The following is a 21501-nucleotide window of genomic DNA, read 5'->3' on the forward strand; positions in this document are numbered from 1 at the left end:
TGCGGTGCTTCGCACCAAATAAATAGGAGCTCAGTTGATAAAACTGGGCTTTTTTTATGCTCTTTCAATGAATTAAAAATATAAGTAAAACCAATAAACCCTTTTGTTTACAATTATTTGGATAATAGATAATTATAGACAAAATATGTTAAAAGCAACTGCATTAAAACAATCAACCAAAACTTTAGTAAGTAACTTTTTTTAGAAGTTTTATGTCTAAAAATAAGCATTGCTAATCCAGAACCAATTGTTCCTCCAAGAAAAACAAATGAGAGTAGTGCTTTTTCAGAAATGCGGCTTTTGTTTTTTTTAGCTAAATTTTTATCGTAGCCAATTTGTATAAATGATAAAGTATTAATTACTAATAGATATAGAATAAATACAAACATTTTTGTTTTTTTTATAAAGTTTAGAATATTTTAAAAATAGCTTTAATTTAAGAATAGTAGATGGTTTATTTTAAATATCCCATAAAATTTATTGTTACAGGAATCTTAATTTAAATAATAAGCATTATTTAAATTAAGGAACGCTCTTAATTTAAAAACAGTGTAAAAATTAAATTAAGAACTATATTTGTTTTAAAAAAGTTTTAGAAATGAAGAATTACAAATCAGGCAATTTTGAAAATCAAGGCTATTATAAAAGTTTTCAACCCTCCTTTATTGATAAAATTTGGTTGCTTGAAGATATGGAAATTCAACAATTACTCTCAAAAGCTGATAGACAATTAGGAAGATTGGATATGTATTCAGAATATATTCCAAACATTGATATGTTTATTAGTATGCACGTCCTTAAAGAAGCTACACAAAGTAGTAAAATTGAAGGTACACAGACTAATATTGAAGAAGCGTTATTAGATATTGAAGATATAGTTTTAGATAAAAGAGACGACTGGGAAGAAGTTCAAAATTATATTGAAGCTATGAATACTGCGATCAAACAGCTGGAGACTTTACCGTTTTCTACTCGCTTGATTAAGGAAACTCACAAAACATTGCTTCAAGGAGTTAGAGGTCATAATAAACAACCTGGTGAATTTCGAACAAGTCAAAATTGGATTGGTGGTGCTTCTATAAATGATGCTACTTTTATTCCGCCAGTTCATAATTCGGTGTCAGAACTAATGAGTGATTTAGAAAAATTTGCACACAATGAAGATTTTTATTTTCCTGATTTACTTAAAATTGCTTTAATTCACTATCAATTTGAAACTATTCATCCTTTTTTGGATGGTAACGGAAGAGTTGGACGGTTGTTGATAACACTTTATTTGGTTGATAAAACTATTCTAAAAAAGCCAATTTTATATTTATCTGATTTTTTTGAAAGAAACCGACAATTTTATTATGATAATTTGATGAATGTAAGAACCAAAAATGATTTAAAACAATGGTTTAAATTTTTCTTGGTTGGTGTTATTGAAACGGCTAAAAGTGGAATTGAAACCTTTGATGCTGTTTTAAAATTGAAAAAAGAAATAGAAGATAAAATTAAAAAAACTGGGAATAGAAGCCATCACTTACTGAGTATTATGGAAGTTCTCTATCAAAAACCAACAGTTAATGTATTTAAAATTGTAGATATTACTGGTGTTTCACAAGCTACAGCTTATAAAATTTTAGAAGAATTAGTAAGTATGGATATTCTAAAAGAAATAACTGGTGGCAAAAGAGGCAAAGTATATGTATTTAAAAATTATATAAAATTATTCAATTAAAATTCTAATGACTAACATACAATTTATAGCAAAGTTTGTAGCTACCACAGCTATTAACATTCAAAATACGGTTCAATTACTACAAGAAGATTGTACAATTCCCTTTATTTCTCGCTATCGAAAAGATACAACAGGAAATCTAGATGAAGTTCAAATTGAAAATATAGCTAAGTTTCAAAAGGAATATGAAGTTATTGTAAAACGTAAAGAGGCTATTTTAAAATCTATTGAAGAGCAAAAAGTACTTTCCCCTGAATTAAAATCTAAAATTGAAACAAGTTTTGATTTACAGGAATTAGAAGATTTTTATTTGCCTTTTAAAAAGAAGAAAAAAACAAAAGCTGATGTGGCTCGTGAAAACGGATTAGAACCTTTAGCTAAAATTATTATGGCTCAAGGAAATGACGATATCGATTTCTTGGCAACAAAATATTTGAATGACAATGTAATTAATGAAGAATTGGCTTTGCAAGGAGCTAGAGATATTATTGCAGAATGGATTAACGAAAACATTTATGTGCGTAAGCAATTGCGTAGATTGTATCAAAGGAAAGCTAGTATTACCACAAAAGTTGTAAAATCTAAAAAAGAGGACGAAAATGCTCAAAAATTCAATCAGTATTTTGATTGGTCAGAGCCTTTAAGTAAAACACCTTCCCATCGATTATTAGCAATGCTTCGAGCTGAAAACGAAGGTTTTGTAAAAATGAAAATCGAAGTAGATACAGAGGAAGTTTACGATTTAATTGATGAAATAATTTTAAAAAAACAAAGCAATTCAACTTCTCATGTGCAGCTTGCTATTGAGGATAGTTTTAAACGTCTTTTAAATCCTGCTATTTCAAATGAAAGTTTGCAAGAAGCAAAGGTTAAGGCTGATGCCAATTCTATTCAGGTTTTTGCTAATAATTTAGGACAGTTATTATTGGCACCGCCCTTAGGAGAAAAACGAATTTTAGCGATTGATCCAGGATTTAGAAGTGGTTGTAAAATTGTTTGTTTAGACGAAAAAGGAGATTTGTTATACAATGAAACGATTTATCCGCACGCACCACAAAAAGAGGAAGCGATGGCGATGAAAAAAATTCGTTCGATGGTGAATTCCTATAAAATTGATGCTATTTCTATAGGAAACGGAACCGCATCTCGTGAAACAGAATTTTTTATAAAGAAAATTGCTTTTGATAAACCCGTACAAGTTTTTATTGTCAGTGAAGCTGGTGCTTCAGTATATTCAGCCTCTAAAATTGCCAGAGATGAATTTCCTAATTATGATGTTACGGTTCGAGGTTCGGTTTCTATTGGTAGACGACTTTCGGATCCATTGGCTGAATTGGTAAAAATTGACCCAAAAGCGATTGGTGTTGGACAATACCAACATGATGTAGATCAAAATAAATTAAAAGAAGAATTGGATAATACCGTAATTCGTTGCGTGAACTCGGTTGGAATTAATATCAATACTGCCAGTAAACACTTATTGAGTTATGTGAGTGGGATAGGAGAGAAGTTAGCCGAGAATATTGTGCAATATCGATCGGAAAATGGCCCATTTACAGACAGAAAGCAACTCAAAAAAGTGCCTAGATTAGGAGAAAAAGCATACCAACAAGGTGTTGCATTTATCCGAATTTCGAATGCTAAAAATCCGCTAGATAACTCGGCAGTCCATCCTGAGGCCTACGGAATTGTTGAAAAAATGGCTAAGGATTTAAAATTGACAGTCAATGATTTAATTGCTAATCCTGAAAAAACAGCTTTAATAAAACCAGAAAATTACAGTACACCAGAAATAGGGTTACTAGGGTTAAAAGATATTATTAAAGAACTCGAAAAACCAGGATTAGATCCTAGAAAGTCGGCTAAGGTTTTTGAATTTGATCCCAATGTGAAATCAATAAAAGATATAAAAACAGGAATGATTTTGCCAGGAATTGTCAATAATATTACCAATTTTGGATGTTTTGTTGATATTGGTGTGAAAGAAAGTGGCTTAGTTCATATTTCACAACTCAAAGCTGGTTTTGTAAGCGATGTAAATGAAGTAGTAAAATTACACCAACACGTTCAGGTAAAAGTTACTGAGGTTGATGAGGATAGAAAAAGGATTCAGCTAACGATGATACTATAACCAACAAAAAAATCCAAATTACATAAGTTTACCTTATGTAATTTGGATTTTTTTAATATTGAAATTAAAGAAATTTATTCTTTTGTTTCGTCTTCTTTTTTATTTGCTGGTTGGTCATCCTTAGCGGCATTCTTGAATTCTTTAATTCCGCTTCCTAAACCTTTCATTAATTCTGGAATTTTTTTACCTCCAAAAAGTAATAAAACAACAGCTAATATAACCAGGATTTCTGTAACACCTAATCTTCCCATGATTGAATAATTTATTGCCGCAGCAAATTTGTACTAAAACGTTGGGCAAAGGTATATAGAATTCCTTAATGGAAAAGTATTTTAATGCATTTATTTGGTTTCAAAAGCGTTAAAAATTTATTAAAAATAAATTTAGGTAAGAGCATTGTGACAAACACTTACGAATACAATCAACAACAATAATTGTTATATTTGTTCAATAATAAAATACGATGCCTAAAAAAAAGCTCAAGAGACGTAAAATAAAAGAAAATTTATTCAATAAAAGACGTTTAATTATTTTAAACGAAGATACTTTTGAAGAAACATTTTCTTTTAAACTTACCTTGATGAATGTGTTTATATTTGCCACTTTAGGAGCGGTAATTATTATTACAGTGACTACTTTTATTATTGCTTTTACACCTCTTAGAGAATTTATACCCGGTTATTCCTCTTCTAAATTAAAAAAAGATGCTACTGAATTGGCATTAAAATCGGATTCTTTGACTACAGCATTAAAGAAAAATGAAGCCTATATTTTATCGATTAAAAAAGTACTTATTGGTCAATTAGAATATGCCAAATTTAATAAAGATTCAATACTAGCCTCTAGTGATGAATTAGTTGAACCCGAATTATTAAAAGCCTCTAAGGAAGAATTAGAATTAAGAAAAGAGGTTTCTGAAGAAGAAAAAACTACTTTATTAACTAAAAAGCCAGTTTCTAAGAAAGAAAAGAATAAGAAATAAAACAAGCAATATCCTCTGCCTTTGTGCCTTTTTGGCAAAACTAAAATAACTATGTCTATAAAATCTATCGCAGCAAAATTGTTTGCACAAAAAATATACAAAAAAACACAAGTTTGGGTTAATAATCCCGTGGAAACACAAAAAAAAGTTTTTTTGCATTTAATCAAAGAGGCTAAAAACACACAGTTTGGTAAAGATCATGATTTTGAAAAAATAAAAACTACGACTGATTTTGCTCAACAAGTTCCCGTTCGGGATTACGAAGCATTAAAACCTTATGTAGATCAGGTGGTTAACGGAGCTGAAAATATTCTTTGGAAAGGCAAGCCGTTATATTTTGCCAAAACTTCAGGAACTACTTCTGGTGCCAAATACATTCCGTTAACAAAGGAATCCATGCCATATCATATTGAAGCGGCTAGAAATGCCATTCTGCACTATATTCATGAAACGGGAAAATCTGATTTTGTTGATGGAAAAATGATTTTTTTACAAGGAAGTCCAATTTTAGAAGAGAAAAATGGAGTAAAACTAGGTCGTTTATCTGGAATTGTAGCTCATTTTGTTCCCAAATACCTTCAAAAAAATAGAATGCCTTCATGGGAAACCAACTGTATTGAAGATTGGGAAACTAAAGTAAATGCAATTGTAGAGGAAACTTTTGACAAGGATATGTCTGTGATTTCAGGAATTCCTTCTTGGGTGCAAATGTATTTTGAAAAATTGCAGGAAAAAGGAGGGAAGAATATTGGTGAAATTTTCAAAAATTTTAATTTATTCATTTATGGCGGTGTCAATTATGAACCCTATCGCGCTAAATTTGAAAATTTAATTGGAAGAAAAGTAGATAGCATCGAGTTATTTCCAGCTTCTGAAGGTTTCTTTGCTTATCAAGATTTGCAGAAAGAAAAAGGAATGTTATTGCTTTTAAATGGTGGTATTTTTTATGAATTTATAAAAAGTGACGAATTTCATTTAGAAAATCCTAAACGGTATACGATTGGCGAAGTAGCTTTAAATGTGAATTATGTTTTAATTATTTCAACCAATGCCGGACTTTGGGGTTATAATATTGGTGACACCGTTCAATTTGTATCTTTAAAACCGTATAGAATCATCGTTTCAGGTAGGATTAAGCATTATATTTCGGCTTTTGGAGAGCATGTTATTGGTAAGGAAGTAGAAAGTGCTTTGCAAGAAGCTATTTTAGGAACTACAATTCGTATTAATGAATTTACGGTTGCTCCTCAAATTACACCAACAACTGGTTTGCCTTATCATGAGTGGTTTATTGAGTATGAGAACGAACCACAAGACAGCGTTACTTTTGCGCAAGCGATTGATAATGCGATGCGCAAGCAAAATATGTATTACGATGATTTGATCGTTGGTAAAGTGTTGCAAAAATTAGTGGTCACTCCAGTGGTTAAAAATGGTTTTCAAGACTATATGAAATCGATCGGTAAATTAGGTGGCCAGAATAAAATTCCTCGTCTTTCAAACGATAGGAAGATTGTCGATTTATTAAAAAGAAAATAAATGTCTTACCTTTGAAGGTTAGAAAATAATTAGAAAATGAAAGAAACAAAAAATATATCTCGTTCGAGAGCACAAGAATCATCAGCAGCTATTGAAAAAATGTACATTACGATGCGTCATCTTTTTAATAGAGGATTTTACAAACCTATGGGAGTTTCTGGAGATACGTTGCGTGAAGCTTTACTGGCATTGCGTCCAGAAATTTACGGAAACATTGGAGAAGAAAAGGTAGAGTTAAACGGTCTTTTATATGTAATTGAGCGTCTTCCGGTAGGAATAGAGGAATGCCGATTTATTAATTTAACTTCGGATGAAGGCTATTCTAAATCCCATTTTCAGGCTATTGTACCGCCTAAAAGACGTCGCAATTGTTACCGTATCGATGAGGAACAAATGAATGTTGAAATTACAAGAGGTCGATCTGATATTTATGATATTCTAACGCATTTGACATTTATTTTTATTGAATCTCATAAAATCAGAAATAGAGTTTTACTAGATGATGCAGGCGAAGTTTCTCGTGATTGGTTTAAATTAGAGCAAGCTGTTTCGCAAAAGAAAAAACTGACTCTTGTAGAAAAAGAAAAAGCAATTTCGCATGCGGCAAACATTTTAGGTAGAACTTTCGAGGAAGTTTTAAATATTTATGATGCTTTTGGTTCAACCGCTTCGCCAGACCGATTTTTGCACGTTATTTTTTGGTTGGGAAAATTAGCAATAGAGGAAATTGTTGATGATAATAAACGAACAATCACCTTTAGTCCTATTCTAAGAGAACGCTTAGGACATCACATTCACGGTGAAGTTTGGGCTACAAATATTAAGAAGGTTTTAGAAGAAAATAAACTTTTAGACCGTCCTATTCATGTTATTAGTGCTAACATGCACTCGGTTATGAACTCCATTTTTGCAACAGAGGTTTTAAAAACGAAGTTCAAAGACAAATCAGATTTCTTTATTTATGAGGAATTGAGTAAATCTGGAGCAGATGTTCTAAGAAATGAAGTTTCGGATGTAGCCTTAAAGCACGGAATGATCTCTTTGCCAGATACTTCTGGAACTAATATTGACGTTCAAATTTTTGATACAGCAAAATTAAACTGGTCTAAAACATCATTTGCAAACGCAACTATTGGTGATAAAAAACCCGTACTTATTGTTATGGATTATGCCTTTGGTGAACAAGCCTATGAAACGATTGACGAATTATTGAAGCCATATAAAAAAGACATTCTTTTGAACGTGGAGTCGGTTTCTATAATGGGTAAAGCAGGAATTCTAGAAGGTGGAAAAGGAGATATAATGATTCCGAATGCCCACATTAACGAAGGTACGGCAGACAATTATTTTTTCGAAAATGAATTATCAGCTGAAATGTTTGAAGGAAATGACATTGCCGTTTTTGCTGGACCAATGGTTACAGTACTTGGAACCTCATTACAAAATAGAGATTTACTAAAATTTTTCCATGAATCTACTTGGGGAATTATTGGTCTTGAAATGGAAGGTTCTTACTATCAAAAAGCCATACAATCGGCATCTAAAATCAGAAAAAGTGTTCCTCATGACGTCAAGGTAAGATACGCGTATTACGCCTCAGATAATCCATTAGAAACCGGAAGTACATTGGCTTCGGGTGGTTTAGGGACAACAGGAGTAAAACCAACCTATTTGATTACTATTAAAATATTGGAACAAATTTTCCAGGTTAAATAGTAACATTCAAGTCGCTGTATTAAAGAAGTAAAATAACAGAATATCGCAAACTTACCCTAGTTTGTAAAAACTTTATTGGAGAATCAAATCCTAGTAAATTAAGGAAGAAATCCAACATAATAATCAATATATGAAAAGAATACTTATTACTGGAGCTGCAGGATTTTTAGGCTCTCATCTTTGTGACCGTTTCATAAAAGAAGGTTATTTTGTAATGGGCATGGATAACCTTATTACAGGAGATTTAAAAAACATAGAACATCTTTTTAAATTAGAAAACTTCGAGTTTTATCATCACGATATTACGAAGTTTGTTCATGTTCCTGGAAATTTAGATTATATTCTTCATTTTGCATCGCCCGCAAGTCCGATAGATTACTTAAAAATACCGATTCAAACCTTAAAAGTGGGTTCTTTAGGCACACATAATCTTTTAGGATTGGCTAGAGTAAAGCAAGCAAGAATTCTTATTGCATCGACCTCTGAAGTTTATGGTGATCCACTAGTTCATCCTCAGACCGAAGAATATTATGGAAATGTAAATACGATTGGTCCAAGAGGTGTTTATGATGAAGCCAAGCGATTTCAGGAATCTATTACAATGGCCTACCATACTTTTCATGGTGTAGAAACTAGAATTGTTCGCATTTTTAATACCTATGGTCCAAGAATGCGACTCAATGATGGTCGTGTTATTCCGGCATTTATAGGCCAAGCCATACGAGGTGAAGATTTAACCATTTTTGGTGACGGAATGCAAACGCGTTCTTTTTGTTATGTAGATGATCAAGTAGAAGGAATTTTTAGATTGTTACATTCAGATTATGTATATCCTGTAAATATTGGAAATCCAGATGAAATTACGATTAAAGATTTTGCCGAAGAAATTATAAAATTAACCGGAACCAATCAAAAAGTAGTCTATCATGAACTTCCTGTAAATGATCCTTTGCAACGCCGTCCAGACACCACTAAGGCTAAAGAGTTACTAGGATGGGAAGCTAAAGTTGGTCGTGCAGAAGGAATGAAAATAACGTATGATTACTTTAGATCTTTGTCAAAAGAAGAATTATCTAAGGAAGAGCATAAAGATTTTTCAAGCTATATCAAGTAGTGAAAACAAAAGTAGGAAGATATTCAGTTTACATTCGCCCTTTTTCATATTGGATTGATTTAATAATCATTAATGTTTTGAGTATTTATTTAATACCTCACGACAATCAGTTTTGGTATGTTATTTTGATAAGCGCAGCATGGATACTTACTGCCATTTATCTCGGTTTTTATGAAATATATCGCTATACAAAGAGCATTGCAATTGCAAATAAAACCATAAAACAGGCTGCTTTGTTTGGTTTATTTTGTTTGATTCTGGAGTTGTTTGATTCAGAATCTAATCCTCCAAAAAGAGTTGTTTTTTACATAGTTGTAGCGCTTAGTCTTGTTTTTTTTGTCAAAGTATCTATTTATTATTTTTTAAGAAAATATAGAGTTTGGTACGGCGGAAATTTTAGAACTGTTGTATTGTTGGGGAATGAGGAAAGGATTAATCCTTTGAAACATTTCTTTACCGAAAACCCAGATTATGGCTATAACTTAACCCAAGTTTTTTTGTTGAAAGAAGCAAATGAAGAAAGTATAAAGAGATGTCTTTCTTTTGTAACAGAAGAAAATATTGATGAAATTTATTGTTCTATCGCCGATTTATCGCCAGAGCAAATTGCAGATATTATTGATTTTGCTGATAATAATTTTAAAACATTAAAATTTATTCCCGACGAAAAGCAAATCCTATCCTCCAATGTAAAGTTCGAATTTTACGATTACATTCCTGTCATGTCCTTGAGGAATATCTTGCAGGAAGAAGATTTTAATAAAGTAATAAAACGAATTTTTGATCTTGTTTTTTCTTGCTTTATAATAATAACCGTATTGTCATGGTTGCTACCTATAATGGCTGTTTTAATAAAATTAGAATCGAAAGGACCATTATTTTTTGTTCAAAAAAGAAGCGGAATCAATTCTAAGAATTTCAATTGTTATAAATTTCGATCGATGGAATTAAACGATTCTGCCGATATGAAATTGTCATCTAAAAATGATGTTAGAATCACTAAGGTGGGAAAATTTATTCGTAAAACAAGTATCGATGAATTGCCACAATTTTTTAATGTTTTCTTGGGAGAAATGTCTGTTGTTGGTCCAAGACCACATATGATCAGTGTTACTGATTTATATGCTACCAAAATCGATAAATTCATGGTTCGACATTTTGTAAAACCAGGAATCACAGGATTAGCACAAACCAAAGGATATAGAGGCGAAGTAGAAACCGATACTGATATAATTAATAGAGTAAAATATGATATTTTTTATATTGAAAATTGGTCTATTTTGTTAGATATAAAAATCATTTTCATCACGATATTCCATATTTTGCGTGGCGACGATAAAGCTTATTAAACATGAAAAATCCATTGGTTTCTATAATTACGCCTGCTTTTAATTCTGAAAAATACATTACAGAATCAATTCAATCTGTTTTAAATCAAACCTATCAAAACTGGGAAATGATTATTGTAGATGACGCTTCTAATGATGCTACAGTCTCGATTATAGAAGAATTTATTAAAAAAGACAATCGGATAAAAATTTGTAAACATCATGAGAATGCAGGAACCGGAATTGCTAGAAATACAGCTTTGAATGAAACTTCTGGAAAATACATTGCTTTTTTAGATGCGGATGATATTTGGAAACCAACAAAATTAGAAAAGCAAGTACATTTTCTCCAAATAAATAAAATCCCTTTCACTTTTTCTTTTTACGAAATTATAGATGAAAACGGAAAAGCATTGAATAAAAGAATCGAATCACCTTTAATCTTGAGTTACCAACAATTGTTTTTTTGTAATTATGTTGGAAATCTCACGGGAATTTATGATGTTGATTATTTTGGAAAAATAAGTATTTCGTCTATCAGAAAGCGTCAAGATTGGATGTTGTGGCTCACGATTTTACAAAAAATTAAATTAGCTCCAGTAATTCCTGAAAGTTTGGCCTATTATCGCATTCGAAAAAATTCGATCTCTGCTTCAAAATTTGATTTAGTGTACCATAATTTTAAGGTTTATAGAACCTTTCATGGGTATAATTTATTCGTTTCTTTATTGTGTATGACTGGGTTTTTATTTACACAATTGCTGATAAAACCACGATATATTAAAGCAACGATTTAAATTGTTTTAACTTTCCTCTATTGCTTCGATCAAGAGTTCGTTTTCTGGTAAATTTAAATTTTAAATCAGGCTCCAGATACAAATCAATAGCTTGTTTAATTTTATTTATTTGTTCTAAATTCAATTCTTTTTCGCTAACATATTCGATTTCGAATAAATCTAATTTGGTTTGTTTAATCACGAATTCCTTTACGTTTCCATCATCTTCAATAATACTTTTTGTAATGTAATAGAAAGTTAAACCAGGCGTTTTTTTGCCGCTAGGTAAAACGGCAAAGTCATTAGTACGACCCAATAATTTCTTTAAAATAGGTTTTTGTAAGGTGCTTTTTTCATCTAGTATTCCAATATCACCAATATCATATCTAATAAACGGATGTGCTTTATTAAATAAGGAAGTAATTACGATTCGGCCCGACACACCATAGGGAACGGTTTGATCATTTTCGTCTATTATTTCTACAAAAAGTGTTTCTGCATTTACTTGCCATTGCTGTTCCGTATTTTGAAAAGCTATTAAATCCAGTTCTGAAGCTCCATATTCATTGACGATAGGAATGCCAAATTGCTTTTCTAATAGGATTTTATCCTCTTCAAAAAGCATCTCAGATGTTACAATACAAACTTTTAAAGTGGGACAAATAACCGATAAAATTATATTTTTTTTCTCAAGGAATTTTGCAAATAAAACGATAGAACTCGTATAACCATTAATATAATCAAATTTCTTTTTTTCAAACTCTTTCAACATCACTTCTAATGCTCGATCTGATAAATCAAAAATAGAGAAACGATAGCGATTGCTTAAAAAGTCTTTGACTCTTTCCTTTTTGTTGCCTAAAAAATCCAGCGGAATTCCATAAAAACGCGCTTGAAAGGAAGTGTTAAAATCAATTCCGTACCAACTAAAACGGTATATATTTGAAGCCCAAGTTAAAGCGTGGCTGTATTTATCTTTTGCAAAAACAAAAGGCTCGCCACTAGAACCAGAAGTTTTATTGATGTAACTATTTTTTGAAGAATATCCTTTAGAAAACCTTTCTAATAATGGTTTTTGTAAATTTTTTTTATTTAAAATGGGTAAATCATTCCAATTTTTAAAAGTTTTTATACCCACTAATTCCTGATAAAAAGAATTGTTTTCTAAATGAAAAGTGACAATTTCTTGTTTTTTATTTTCTATAAAAATGTCATGTTCTTGTTCAGACAATGCTAGAATTTCTCGCAATTCCTTTTTAGCTTTCTGTATAGGAAAACCATTTAATAAAAGCGATAAGTCAAAAATTCGAAACATTTTACAAGGATATTTTATCAAAAATAATATATACCACCAAGTAATAATCAGGAAGTGGCAAATTTTTGAAAATTAATTATTTTTTACGTCCAAAAGCAATTATTTTTGCACCTCCTTGAAAAAGGGAAACACACAACTAAAAAACACACAAAATGAGAATTTTATTATTGGGTTCAGGAGGTAGAGAACATGCTTTTGCATGGAAAATGATTCAAAGTCCACTTTGCGAGACTCTTTTTGTAGCACCCGGAAATGCTGGAACTGCTACAATAGCCACAAATGTTGCTTTGAGTCCTACAGATTTTGATGCTATTAAATCATTTGTGATCCAAGAAAAGGTAACTATGGTAGTAGTAGGTCCTGAAGATCCTTTAGTAAAAGGGATTTATGATTTCTTTTTGAATGATGCTGCCTTAAAACACATTCCAGTAATTGGTCCCTCTAAATTAGGTGCGCAATTAGAAGGAAGTAAAGAATTTGCAAAGGAATTTTTAATCCGACATAATATTCCAACAGCTGCTTACGATAGTTTTACTGCTGAAACGGTAGAAAAAGGATGTGAATTTCTAGAAACATTGCAACCGCCTTATGTATTAAAAGCAGATGGATTAGCAGCAGGAAAAGGAGTTTTGATCATTCAAGATTTAGCTGAAGCCAAAGAGGAATTAAGAAATATGCTCGTGCACCAAAAATTTGGTAATGCGAGTTCAAAAGTGGTAATTGAAGAATTTCTAGACGGAATAGAACTGAGCTGTTTTGTTTTGACAGACGGAAAAAATTATAAAATTCTACCTACTGCTAAAGATTACAAGCGCATAGGCGAAGGCGATACAGGATTGAATACAGGCGGAATGGGAGCAGTTTCTCCAGTTCCTTATGTTGATGCCGTTTTGATGGAAAAGATTGAAACACGCATCGTAAAACCAACAATTGATGGTTTTAAAAAAGATGGTATTCCGTATAAAGGTTTTGTTTTTATCGGATTAATCAATGTCAATGACGAACCTATTGTGATCGAGTATAACGTGAGAATGGGTGATCCAGAAACAGAAGTAGTGATTCCGAGATTGAAAACCGATTTAGTCGAGTTATTTTTGGCTGTAGCCAATGAAAAGCTGGATGAGATTACACTAGAAGTAGACGAAAGAAGTGCCACTACAATTATGGTTGTTTCTGGAGGTTATCCGGAAGATTTTGAAAAAGGAAAAGTAATTTCGGGATTAGAAACCATCCAAGATTCAATTGTTTTTCACGCAGGAACCAAATTAGATAACGGAAATGTTGTTTCTAATGGAGGAAGAGTTTTAGCAATTACATCTTACGGAAATAATTTTGAAGAGGCCATAAAAAAATCTTACCAAAATATAGATAAACTAAATTTTGATAAGATGTATTTTAGAAAAGATATTGGAAACGATTTAAAATAGTTTCGAGCTATCGTTCCCTTTTTGTTTAAATCTTATTTAAAGAAAGAGTGAGCGGTAGTATCTTGCTTTTCAGTACCTGCATCTTCAAACATTTTTAATTGTTTGATCCAATATACCATTGCAGCCGCACAAATAATCATGAAAATCCAGTTAATTGTATTTGCTGCAAACCAAGATCTTAACTCTAATGAGCGTAAAAAATCTTGAGGAGCAAATAAGATGTCTACAAATAAGTATTGTATTGCTTCGAAAAATGCTTTCATAATGTATAAAATTAATTTTAGTAGTTGTTTTTTGTGGTAGGACGAGTTAAAAAGGGACTTTTTAGGAATCTTTTCAGACTAGCAGGGCTTACTTTTTAAACAAGTCTTATATTTACCGACACAAAAGTATAAAATATCCGTATGATAACAAGTGTTTTTAGAAAATCTACACCATTAAATTTTTTATTTGTTGGAATTTTAATGTTGTTCTTCTTTTTAATATTTCAATTTCAAGATTTGTCATGGACAAAATCCATTTTTTCAATACTAACAAAGATAGGATTGTTTTGTCTTTTATTGGCTTCTTTATTCGTATCCAATTTTATAGCAAAGCGAAATGTACTGACCAAGGACAGTACCTTTACGATCTTTTTTTCCTTTTTGTTTCTGCTTTTCTTTCCATCGGTATTTAGCAATACGAATCTAATTATTGCTAATTTTTTTATCCTGCTTGCCTTACGAAGATTACTTTCTTTACAATCGCTAAAAGCCTCTAAGGAAAAAATATTTGATGCCTCTTTTTGGATCTTTATGGCCTCCTTATTCTATTTTTGGAGTGTTCTATTTATAATTCTAGTTTTTATATCGATCATTTTTCACGTTTCCAGAGATTACAGAAACTGGATACTGCCATTTATTGCTTTTTTTATAGTCGGAACATTATACTCCCTCTATGTTACTCTTTTTAATCTAAGCGGATTTGATTATTTTATTAAAACCGTACATACGAATTTTGAAATATCCTATTTTACTAATAATTACCAAAACGCGGCATTTTCTATATACGCTACAATTGCGCTGTTTTTCTTAGTATCAATGTTTTCAACAATGTCTAATAAACCTCAAGTTTCTCATACCTCTTTCAAAAAAATAATAGCATCCTTTTTCATCGGAGTTATAATTTTCTTGGTTGCACCAGAGAAAAGCAATGACTTGTTAATTTTCACGATTGCTCCTTTGGCCATTATGACCACCAGTCATATAGAAATGCCACAACTTAGATTGAATCAGGAAATAGTGTTGTATGTACTTATTATTTGTAGTGTTTTTGCTTTCTTTAGCCAGTTATAATTTCGGACCGTAGGCTAAATCACCAGCATCTCCTAACCCAGGAACGATATAATTTTTAGCATCTAGACTATCGTCTAAAGTAGCAATCCAAAGATGACAATTTTTAGGTAAATGATCTTCTAAATGGGCAATACCTTCGGGGGTTGCAATCACAACAGCAATATGAATTTCCTTTGGATTTCCTCTTTCCATCAATTTATTATAAACAGCAATTATAGATTGACCAGTTGCTAACATTGGGTCAAGTAACAATACATTCTTTTTATTGATGTCTGCTACGGCTTGATAATCGACTTTAATTTCAAAATAATCATCGTTGTTTGGATGATGTCTGAAAGCCGAAATAAAACCATTTTCAGCACTGTCAAAATAATTTAGAAAACCTTGGTGCAAAGGCAAACCAGCCCGTAGTATAGAACATAAAACTATTGGGTCATTAATTTCGGTAGTCTTTTTTATACCAAGTGGGGTTTGGATTTCCACGTTTTTATAACTTAGTTCTTTGCTTAATTCATACGACATGATTTCACCAATTCGCTCAATATTTCTTCGAAAACGCATGCTGTCCTTATGAACATCAACATTTCTAATTTGTCCTAAAAAATGGTTCAGGATACTATTGTTTTCTGATAAAATATGAATTTGCATGATTTATTTTTTGATATTAAACTTCTACAGTTTTTGTTAAACCATAAAAGTATAAAAAGTATCTTTGTAATTATTAAATATAAAAATATGTTTTCAAAATTAGCTTATTCCGTATTCGAACAAAGTATTAAGGATTATCATCAATTTGATAATGTAGATCAACCCATCAACAATCCGTTTCCAAAAGATAAATTTGAACATTTGTTGTATCATAAAAACTGGATTGATACCGTACAATGGCATTTTGAAGATATTATTAGAGATCCAAACATTGATCCTGTTGCAGCTTTGACTCTAAAAAGAAGAATTGATGCTTCTAATCAAGAACGTACCGATATGGTAGAATATATTGATAGTTATTTTTTACAAAAATACAGCACGGTAGTCATCAAAGACAATGCAAAAATCAACTCTGAAAGTCCGGCTTGGGCTTTTGATAGATTGTCTATTTTGGCGCTTAAAATTTATCATATGAATGAAGAGGCGACTCGCGCAGAAGCTTCTCAAGACCACAGAGACAAATGTCAAGTAAAATTGAATATTTTGTTAGAGCAAAGAACTGATTTATCAACAGCTATCGATGATTTATTGACTGATATCGAAAAAGGTGATAAATTCATGAAAGTGTATAAGCAAATGAAAATGTACAATGACGATGACTTAAATCCTGTTTTGTACCAAAATAAGAAGTAATTTCAGGAGCTTTTTCCAGCTTTCCATTACAATTCCTCACAAAAAAAGTACCGTTTCTATGGTCCTAAAAAGAGCTTCCGCTGGTCGCTTTTTTAGAACCAGAAACGTTACTTTTTTTGTTCCGGGATTTTCATTTCAATCTGGGCTAAGATCCCAAGAATAAATATTTATACTTGTCAAAAAATACCAAACATATCGCTGTCATGAGACTTTCCGCAATGGGAGATGTGGCTATGACGGTTCCTGTTTTACGCGCTTTTGTAAAACAATATCCATCGGTTCAAGTCACCGTAATTTCGCGACCTTTCTTTAAGCCTTTTTTTGAAGGAATTCCTAATGTTTCCTTTTTTGCTTTCGACGAAAAAGAAAGGCACAAAGGTTTTTTGGGATTACTTCGATTATTTCAAGATGTAAGAGCGCTTCACGTTGACGCTTTTGCTGATTTGCACAATGTATTGCGTTCTCAAATTATCCGAAATCTTTTTCTAGTAACAGGAAAAAAAGTAGCTGCGGTAGATAAAGGTCGTGCTGGTAAAAAAGAATTAACGCGCGCCGTAAACAAAGTATTCCAGCAATTACCAACGATGTTCGAAAGGCATGCTGAGGTTTTTAAAACACTTGGTTATCCAATAGATTTATCTCTTGAGCTAGAATTTCCCCAAAAAACGGTCTTAAGTGCAGAAATTACAGACTTAATTGGCGAAAATTATCAAAAATTAATCGGAATAGCTCCTTTTGCACAATACGATTCTAAAGTGTATCCTTTGGATTTAATGAAAGAAGTCCTCGCAAAATTGTCCGAAAATAAAGAGCATACTATTTTACTTTTTGGCGGCGGAAAAAAAGAAATCGAAATTTTAGATTCACTTGCCACTCCTTTTAAAAATGTAATAAATGTAGCGGGAAAAATTAAATTTCAACAGGAATTAAAACTGATCAGTAATCTAGATGTAATGCTTTCTATGGATTCTGGTAATGCTCATATTGCAGCAATGCTTGGTGTAAAAGTAGTAACACTTTGGGGTGCAACACATCCTTTTGCTGGTTTTTCACCATTTAATCAACCCATAGAAAATGCTTTGGTTTCAGATAGAGAAAAGTATCCTATGTTACCAACATCAGTTTATGGCAATAAAAAAGTAGAAGGATATGATGAGGTAATGCGAACTATTTTACCAGAGAGTGTAGTTTCTCGTATTCAGTCATTACTGTAGTTTTAAACTATTATGCAGGCAATTTTATTTGGCTTACAGCCAAATCCCATTTTCTCTACATCTAACCTGTAAATATCGTTTTAAATTAGAAATAGATACTTCAAAATCAGGAGATTCTAAACCAAAACGGATCGATTCTTTTTGTTGTTTTTCGGTTTCTTCACACGCTTTTACAATTTCTTTGAGCATGTCCAGCATTATCAATTGCTTGTTTTCGTTTTGCTGAAATTTTAAATCGACTAATTCGTCTTGCAACTTTTCACAGTAGTCTAAAAGTTGTTCGACTTCTGTTTCTTCCAGAAGATTAGGTTTGTTTTTAAAAATTTCCCGTGGTTTTTTCATTTGGTTTGAAATAAAAAATTCCAAATTCCTATTTTTAAGTAGGAGTTTGGAATTTTAAATTAGTAGTTATTTATTGATTAAACATCATCATAATCAATATAAATGCTTTCTGATGTGGGATGCGCTTGACAGGTAAGGATCAATCCGCTAGCAATTTCTTTATCAGTAAGAATGGAGTTTTTACTCATTTCGGCAGTTCCAGAGGTAACACGAGCCAGACAGCTGCTACAAATTCCGCCTTGGCAAGAATAAGGTGCGTCGATTCCTTGTTTTAATGCCGCATCCAAAACGGTTTGTTTCTGAGACATTTCAAAAGTCGTTTCCTCATCATCAACCATAATGGTGATTTTGGAGTGTCCGCTTAAGGATTTTTCTATAGTGTTTTCTACGATAGAAGCTGCGAATAATTCAAATTTTATAGCAGTATCCTTTACGTTGTGCTCTTTTAAAACATCAGAAACTAGATTGATCATAGGCTCAGGACCACACAAGTAGAACTTATCAAATTCGAGTTCCTTGTGCTTGTTTTTCAAAACAAAGTTTACTGCTGCTTTCTCAATTCTACCAAATAATGCATTGTCTGTTTTGGCTTGACTGAATACATAATGTACAAAAAGACGACCTACATATTGCAATTGCAAATCGTGTAATTCTTGATGAAAAATCGTTTCCTCGGGAGATTTGTTGCCATAAACCAGTACAAAAGAGCTTTTAGATTCGTTTTTCAATACTGATTTCAATATCGACATTACGGGTGTTATTCCGCTTCCTGCAACAAAAGCAACATAATTTTTTTGTCGGTCTGCTTGTGGTTCAAAAGTAAATTTTCCTTCAGGAGTTCCTACTTCAATGGCGTCACCGGCTTTTAGTTTTGTATTAGCAAATTGAGAAAATGCACCATCTTTTACCGCTTTGACTGCAATGCGAAGTTCGCCACTGTCGGGTGATGAACAAATAGAATAGGCACGGCGAATTTCTTGACCGTCCAGCGTTAGTTTCAAATTTAGGTATTGACCCGCAATGAATTTGTAATTTGCTTTTAGTTCTTCCGGTACGTTAAAAAGTATAGAAACGGCATCTTTAGTTTCGCGTTTTACTTCTTTTATAATTAGTTTTAAAAAGGATGACATGGGATTTTTTTTTTGACAAAGATAATAAACAGATTAGGTTTCTTAAATCAAAGTGTTTGAAAATTTATAATAGCGGAAAACTAGTGGATATTTTTTGACACGAATGACACGAATCATATTTTTTTTAAAAATTAAATTTCCCCAATTTTAGCTTTCTAAAAAGTATTAAAATGAGAAATAGTTTTTATTAGTGTTAATTAGGCTATTTTTTGTTTTAATTTTTAGTTAAATGATCCGTTTACTTTAAAAATTACATACCTAATAGTATTATGTATAAGATTCTTATGTATATTTGTTTTTAGAAATTATAAAAAAATGAAAAACTCACAATTATATAAGGGAAGTTTAAATACGATCATCATGAAGTTGCTGGAGGAAAACGGCAAGATGTATGGTTATGAAATTACTCAAAAAGTAAAAGCAATTACATCCGGTGAACTTAATATTACCGAAGGAGCTTTATATCCAGCATTACATAAATTGGAAGCAGAAGGAATTCTAGATGTAGAGATGGAAAAAGTAGACAATAGAATGCGCAAATATTATAAACTTACTGAAAAAGGAACTACCGAAACCGTAAACCGACTTTCAGAATTGGAAGATTTTATTAGAAACATGCAGAGTTTAGTAAACCCAAGTCCGAAATTAGAATTTTAATCTTAAGGAGATGCAGTTAACCGCCGAACAAATAGAGTGTATAGACCAGACTTTAAATGAAAGAGGGATAAAGTTTGACGATATAAAACTTGAAGTTTTAGATCATATTGCTAGTGAAATTGAAAATGAAATGGAACTTACTAACAATGAATTTCCTGAAGTTTACAATCAGGTTCTTAATAAATGGGGTGAGGATTTCAAATTGACAAGAGATTTTTTTTCATTGCAATCAACATATCCTAAACTAGTTCATAGTAAATTAAAAAATCAGTTTAAAAGGGAAGTTATTATATCAGTAGTATTGTCTATAATATTAATTATTATTTTTCAATTGGTCGATAACACAAAGGAAAAATTAGAATTTATTCGTCTAATGAAAGATTTCTTGTTTTACGCCTTTTGCACAACGGGAGCTTTAGCACTTTTGACCAAATTTTGGAATTTGAAGTCTAAAGCTACTTCTACATACAAGCATTTGTTTGATAGTCGCTTTACGAGTCTTATTATTTTCTTATCATTTATTATCAATCCAAATATTCCTCATGATTTAAGGAATCAAAACTTATTTGTAGCAACAATAGGTTGTTTTTTTGTGTTTTTGTTTTCGATATTATATTTGGGAGTGAAGCATTTACAATTTCAAAGAAAATTACCAATTCAATAAATTATGCAATTAACAACCGAACAAATAAAATACGTCTCAGATTACATTGAATCCAAAGATATCAAATGGTACGAATTACAAGTAGAATTAACGGATCACATGGTTTCTAGCATGGAGGAAATTTGGGAGAAAGATCCTGAACTCACTTTTCATCAAGCAAAACAATATGCTGAGAATAAGTTTACTGGAGATTCTAGTTTTAAATCTATTGAAAAGGAACAAACAAAGGTTCTTAGAAAAGAATATAACAGAGAGCAATGGAAAATGATTGCAGCGTATTTAAAATTCCCTAAAATCATAAGTAGTATTTTATTGCTTGCTTTGACATTTAAAATTTCTTTGTATTTTGAAGAGCCAAGAAAGTTTGTAGCAGTATTATTTCTTTTTTTACTTTTTGCAGCCATAACCATAGTCTATTCTTATTACAAGCATAGAAAAATAGATGGTAATCGCTTTTTGGAAATTGAGATGATTAATCCAATTCCAATAATTTTTGGTGGTTTTATTAATTTAGGACTTAGTTTAGGAAGTGTTTTTAAAGAAGAAATTAATGAATATCCTTTAGTGCTTTTTCTCTTTTGTTGTTTGTGGGCATTAACGGTTTTATTCGTAATAACTGGAATCCAATTGCAAAATAAAACAATCAAAAGGATTAAAAAACAATACGAACTAAATTAGCATTATTAATTCACTATTATTTCATGCTAAGGAACGAAGCATCGCCATAAAATATGTAATCATCTTTAAAATAAAAAACATGATAGAATT

The 21501-nt window shown here is 31.6% G+C and carries 22 protein-coding genes; 15 read left to right on the forward strand and 7 right to left on the reverse strand.

Going from position 1 to position 21501, the window contains the following annotated elements; all coding sequences use genetic code 11:
• Positions 1-113 precede the first annotated feature (113 nt).
• Positions 114-389: a DUF1294 domain-containing protein gene (locus H2650_RS03040; RefSeq protein WP_188049279.1), complete on the reverse strand. Its 276-nt coding sequence runs from the start codon at positions 387-389 to the stop codon at positions 114-116.
• Between the two features lie 209 nt (positions 390-598).
• Between H2650_RS03040 and H2650_RS03045 the strand changes: the two genes are divergently transcribed.
• Both H2650_RS03045 and H2650_RS03050 read left to right on the forward strand, forming a co-directional pair.
• Positions 599-1723 carry a Fic family protein gene (locus H2650_RS03045; RefSeq protein WP_188049280.1) on the forward strand — a complete coding sequence of 375 codons (1125 nt, stop codon included), beginning with the start codon at positions 599-601 and terminating at the stop codon, positions 1721-1723.
• A 7-nt stretch (positions 1724-1730) separates the two neighbouring features.
• Positions 1731-3854, forward strand: a complete 2124-nt coding sequence (locus H2650_RS03050; protein ID WP_188049281.1) for a Tex family protein — start codon at positions 1731-1733, stop codon at positions 3852-3854.
• 74 nt (positions 3855-3928) lie between these two features.
• Here the strand turns inward: H2650_RS03050 and tatA are convergent, their stop codons facing one another.
• Positions 3929-4105 (reverse strand): twin-arginine translocase TatA/TatE family subunit, encoded by a 177-nt coding sequence (gene tatA, locus H2650_RS03055; protein WP_188049282.1) that lies wholly within the window; start codon positions 4103-4105, stop codon positions 3929-3931.
• 212 nt (positions 4106-4317) lie between these two features.
• On the opposite strand from tatA, the gene H2650_RS03060 reads away from it, so the two are divergent.
• The 6 genes from H2650_RS03060 (at position 4318) to H2650_RS03085 (ending at position 11330) form a co-directional block, all read left to right on the forward strand.
• Positions 4318-4836, forward strand: coding sequence for a peptidase (locus tag H2650_RS03060; RefSeq protein WP_188049283.1), 519 nt, complete (start codon positions 4318-4320; stop codon positions 4834-4836).
• A gap of 51 nt (positions 4837-4887) precedes the next feature.
• On the forward strand, positions 4888-6375 hold the full coding sequence (locus H2650_RS03065) for a GH3 auxin-responsive promoter family protein (RefSeq protein ID WP_188049284.1): 1488 nt from the start codon (positions 4888-4890) through the stop codon (positions 6373-6375).
• 36 nt (positions 6376-6411) lie between these two features.
• Positions 6412-8091: a hypothetical protein gene (locus H2650_RS03070; RefSeq protein ID WP_188049285.1), complete on the forward strand. Its 1680-nt coding sequence runs from the start codon at positions 6412-6414 to the stop codon at positions 8089-8091.
• A gap of 130 nt (positions 8092-8221) precedes the next feature.
• The gene (locus tag H2650_RS03075) at positions 8222-9205 is read left to right on the forward strand and encodes a UDP-glucuronic acid decarboxylase family protein (RefSeq protein WP_188049286.1); all 984 of its coding nucleotides are present in this window, start codon (positions 8222-8224) and stop codon (positions 9203-9205) included.
• On the forward strand, positions 9205-10554 hold the full coding sequence (locus tag H2650_RS03080) for an exopolysaccharide biosynthesis polyprenyl glycosylphosphotransferase (protein ID WP_188049287.1): 1350 nt from the start codon (positions 9205-9207) through the stop codon (positions 10552-10554). Before H2650_RS03075 ends, H2650_RS03080 begins: the two co-directional genes overlap by 1 nt.
• Before the next feature lie 2 nt (positions 10555-10556).
• Positions 10557-11330, forward strand: coding sequence for a glycosyltransferase family 2 protein (locus tag H2650_RS03085; RefSeq protein ID WP_188049288.1), 774 nt, complete (start codon positions 10557-10559; stop codon positions 11328-11330).
• Here the strand turns inward: H2650_RS03085 and H2650_RS03090 are convergent.
• Complete coding sequence (locus tag H2650_RS03090) at positions 11314-12624, reverse strand: phenylacetate--CoA ligase family protein (RefSeq protein ID WP_188049289.1); 1311 nt, start codon at positions 12622-12624, stop codon at positions 11314-11316. The two genes, H2650_RS03085 and H2650_RS03090, sit on opposite strands and share 17 nt — an antisense overlap.
• Before the next feature lie 152 nt (positions 12625-12776).
• On the opposite strand from H2650_RS03090, the gene purD reads away from it, so the two are divergent.
• On the forward strand, positions 12777-14051 hold the full coding sequence (gene purD, locus H2650_RS03095; protein WP_188049290.1) for a phosphoribosylamine--glycine ligase: 1275 nt from the start codon (positions 12777-12779) through the stop codon (positions 14049-14051).
• A gap of 32 nt (positions 14052-14083) precedes the next feature.
• On the opposite strand, the gene H2650_RS03100 is transcribed toward purD, so the two are convergent.
• Entirely contained in the window at positions 14084-14314 is a 231-nt protein-coding gene (locus H2650_RS03100; RefSeq protein WP_188049291.1) for a uracil phosphoribosyltransferase, read from the reverse strand.
• A gap of 141 nt (positions 14315-14455) precedes the next feature.
• On the opposite strand from H2650_RS03100, the gene H2650_RS03105 reads away from it, so the two are divergent.
• Positions 14456-15385 carry a DUF6427 family protein gene (locus H2650_RS03105; RefSeq protein ID WP_188049292.1) on the forward strand — a complete coding sequence of 310 codons (930 nt, stop codon included), beginning with the start codon at positions 14456-14458 and terminating at the stop codon, positions 15383-15385.
• Here the strand turns inward: H2650_RS03105 and upp are convergent.
• On the reverse strand, positions 15380-16033 hold the full coding sequence (gene upp / locus H2650_RS03110) for a uracil phosphoribosyltransferase (protein ID WP_188049293.1): 654 nt from the start codon (positions 16031-16033) through the stop codon (positions 15380-15382). The genes H2650_RS03105 and upp overlap by 6 nt on opposite strands.
• A gap of 87 nt (positions 16034-16120) precedes the next feature.
• On the opposite strand from upp, the gene H2650_RS03115 reads away from it, so the two are divergent.
• Entirely contained in the window at positions 16121-16726 is a 606-nt protein-coding gene (locus tag H2650_RS03115) for a DUF4254 domain-containing protein (RefSeq protein WP_188049294.1), read from the forward strand.
• 203 nt (positions 16727-16929) lie between these two features.
• Positions 16930-17940: a glycosyltransferase family 9 protein gene (locus H2650_RS03120; RefSeq protein WP_188049295.1), complete on the forward strand. Its 1011-nt coding sequence runs from the start codon at positions 16930-16932 to the stop codon at positions 17938-17940.
• Between the two features lie 33 nt (positions 17941-17973).
• Here H2650_RS03120 and H2650_RS03125 read toward each other — a convergent pair whose 3' ends face one another.
• Both H2650_RS03125 and H2650_RS03130 read right to left on the reverse strand, forming a co-directional pair.
• Entirely contained in the window at positions 17974-18282 is a 309-nt protein-coding gene (locus tag H2650_RS03125; RefSeq protein WP_188049296.1) for a hypothetical protein, read from the reverse strand.
• 77 nt (positions 18283-18359) lie between these two features.
• Positions 18360-19412: a ferredoxin--NADP reductase gene (locus H2650_RS03130; protein WP_188049297.1), complete on the reverse strand. Its 1053-nt coding sequence runs from the start codon at positions 19410-19412 to the stop codon at positions 18360-18362.
• Between the two features lie 315 nt (positions 19413-19727).
• Between H2650_RS03130 and H2650_RS03135 the strand changes: the two genes are divergently transcribed.
• From H2650_RS03135 to H2650_RS15835, 3 genes are read left to right on the forward strand one after another with little or no spacing between them, the layout of a single operon-like run.
• Complete coding sequence (locus H2650_RS03135) at positions 19728-20069, forward strand: PadR family transcriptional regulator (RefSeq protein WP_072989747.1); 342 nt, start codon at positions 19728-19730, stop codon at positions 20067-20069.
• Positions 20070-20079: 10 nt separating this feature from the next.
• Complete coding sequence (locus H2650_RS03140; RefSeq protein WP_188049298.1) at positions 20080-20733, forward strand: hypothetical protein; 654 nt, start codon at positions 20080-20082, stop codon at positions 20731-20733.
• A gap of 3 nt (positions 20734-20736) precedes the next feature.
• Entirely contained in the window at positions 20737-21411 is a 675-nt protein-coding gene (locus H2650_RS15835) for a hypothetical protein (protein ID WP_255462785.1), read from the forward strand.
• Positions 21412-21501: the final 90 nt, after the last annotated feature.

The sequence above is a fragment of the Flavobacterium sp. GP15 genome (assembly GCF_014281985.1).
In the GTDB taxonomy this organism is placed as follows: Bacteria; Bacteroidota; Bacteroidia; order Flavobacteriales; family Flavobacteriaceae; genus Flavobacterium; species Flavobacterium pygoscelis.

What these genes read in the sequence shown, in the direction of transcription:
- H2650_RS03040 (WP_188049279.1), bottom strand. Translation starts at nt 389, where the DNA reads ATGTTTGTATTTATTCTATATCTATTAGTAATTAATACTTTATCATTT.
- H2650_RS03045 (WP_188049280.1), top strand. Translation starts at nt 599, where the DNA reads ATGAAGAATTACAAATCAGGCAATTTTGAAAATCAAGGCTATTATAAA.
- H2650_RS03050 (WP_188049281.1), top strand. Translation starts at nt 1,731, where the DNA reads ATGACTAACATACAATTTATAGCAAAGTTTGTAGCTACCACAGCTATT.
- tatA (WP_188049282.1), bottom strand. Translation starts at nt 4,105, where the DNA reads ATGGGAAGATTAGGTGTTACAGAAATCCTGGTTATATTAGCTGTTGTT.
- H2650_RS03060 (WP_188049283.1), top strand. Translation starts at nt 4,318, where the DNA reads ATGCCTAAAAAAAAGCTCAAGAGACGTAAAATAAAAGAAAATTTATTC.
- H2650_RS03065 (WP_188049284.1), top strand. Translation starts at nt 4,888, where the DNA reads ATGTCTATAAAATCTATCGCAGCAAAATTGTTTGCACAAAAAATATAC.
- H2650_RS03070 (WP_188049285.1), top strand. Translation starts at nt 6,412, where the DNA reads ATGAAAGAAACAAAAAATATATCTCGTTCGAGAGCACAAGAATCATCA.
- H2650_RS03075 (WP_188049286.1), top strand. Translation starts at nt 8,222, where the DNA reads ATGAAAAGAATACTTATTACTGGAGCTGCAGGATTTTTAGGCTCTCAT.
- H2650_RS03085 (WP_188049288.1), top strand. Translation starts at nt 10,557, where the DNA reads ATGAAAAATCCATTGGTTTCTATAATTACGCCTGCTTTTAATTCTGAA.
- H2650_RS03090 (WP_188049289.1), bottom strand. Translation starts at nt 12,624, where the DNA reads ATGTTTCGAATTTTTGACTTATCGCTTTTATTAAATGGTTTTCCTATA.
- purD (WP_188049290.1), top strand. Translation starts at nt 12,777, where the DNA reads ATGAGAATTTTATTATTGGGTTCAGGAGGTAGAGAACATGCTTTTGCA.
- H2650_RS03100 (WP_188049291.1), bottom strand. Translation starts at nt 14,314, where the DNA reads ATGAAAGCATTTTTCGAAGCAATACAATACTTATTTGTAGACATCTTA.
- H2650_RS03105 (WP_188049292.1), top strand. Translation starts at nt 14,456, where the DNA reads ATGATAACAAGTGTTTTTAGAAAATCTACACCATTAAATTTTTTATTT.
- upp (WP_188049293.1), bottom strand. Translation starts at nt 16,033, where the DNA reads ATGCAAATTCATATTTTATCAGAAAACAATAGTATCCTGAACCATTTT.
- H2650_RS03115 (WP_188049294.1), top strand. Translation starts at nt 16,121, where the DNA reads ATGTTTTCAAAATTAGCTTATTCCGTATTCGAACAAAGTATTAAGGAT.
- H2650_RS03120 (WP_188049295.1), top strand. Translation starts at nt 16,930, where the DNA reads ATGAGACTTTCCGCAATGGGAGATGTGGCTATGACGGTTCCTGTTTTA.
- H2650_RS03125 (WP_188049296.1), bottom strand. Translation starts at nt 18,282, where the DNA reads ATGAAAAAACCACGGGAAATTTTTAAAAACAAACCTAATCTTCTGGAA.
- H2650_RS03130 (WP_188049297.1), bottom strand. Translation starts at nt 19,412, where the DNA reads ATGTCATCCTTTTTAAAACTAATTATAAAAGAAGTAAAACGCGAAACT.
- H2650_RS03135 (WP_072989747.1), top strand. Translation starts at nt 19,728, where the DNA reads ATGAAAAACTCACAATTATATAAGGGAAGTTTAAATACGATCATCATG.
- H2650_RS03140 (WP_188049298.1), top strand. Translation starts at nt 20,080, where the DNA reads ATGCAGTTAACCGCCGAACAAATAGAGTGTATAGACCAGACTTTAAAT.
- H2650_RS15835 (WP_255462785.1), top strand. Translation starts at nt 20,737, where the DNA reads ATGCAATTAACAACCGAACAAATAAAATACGTCTCAGATTACATTGAA.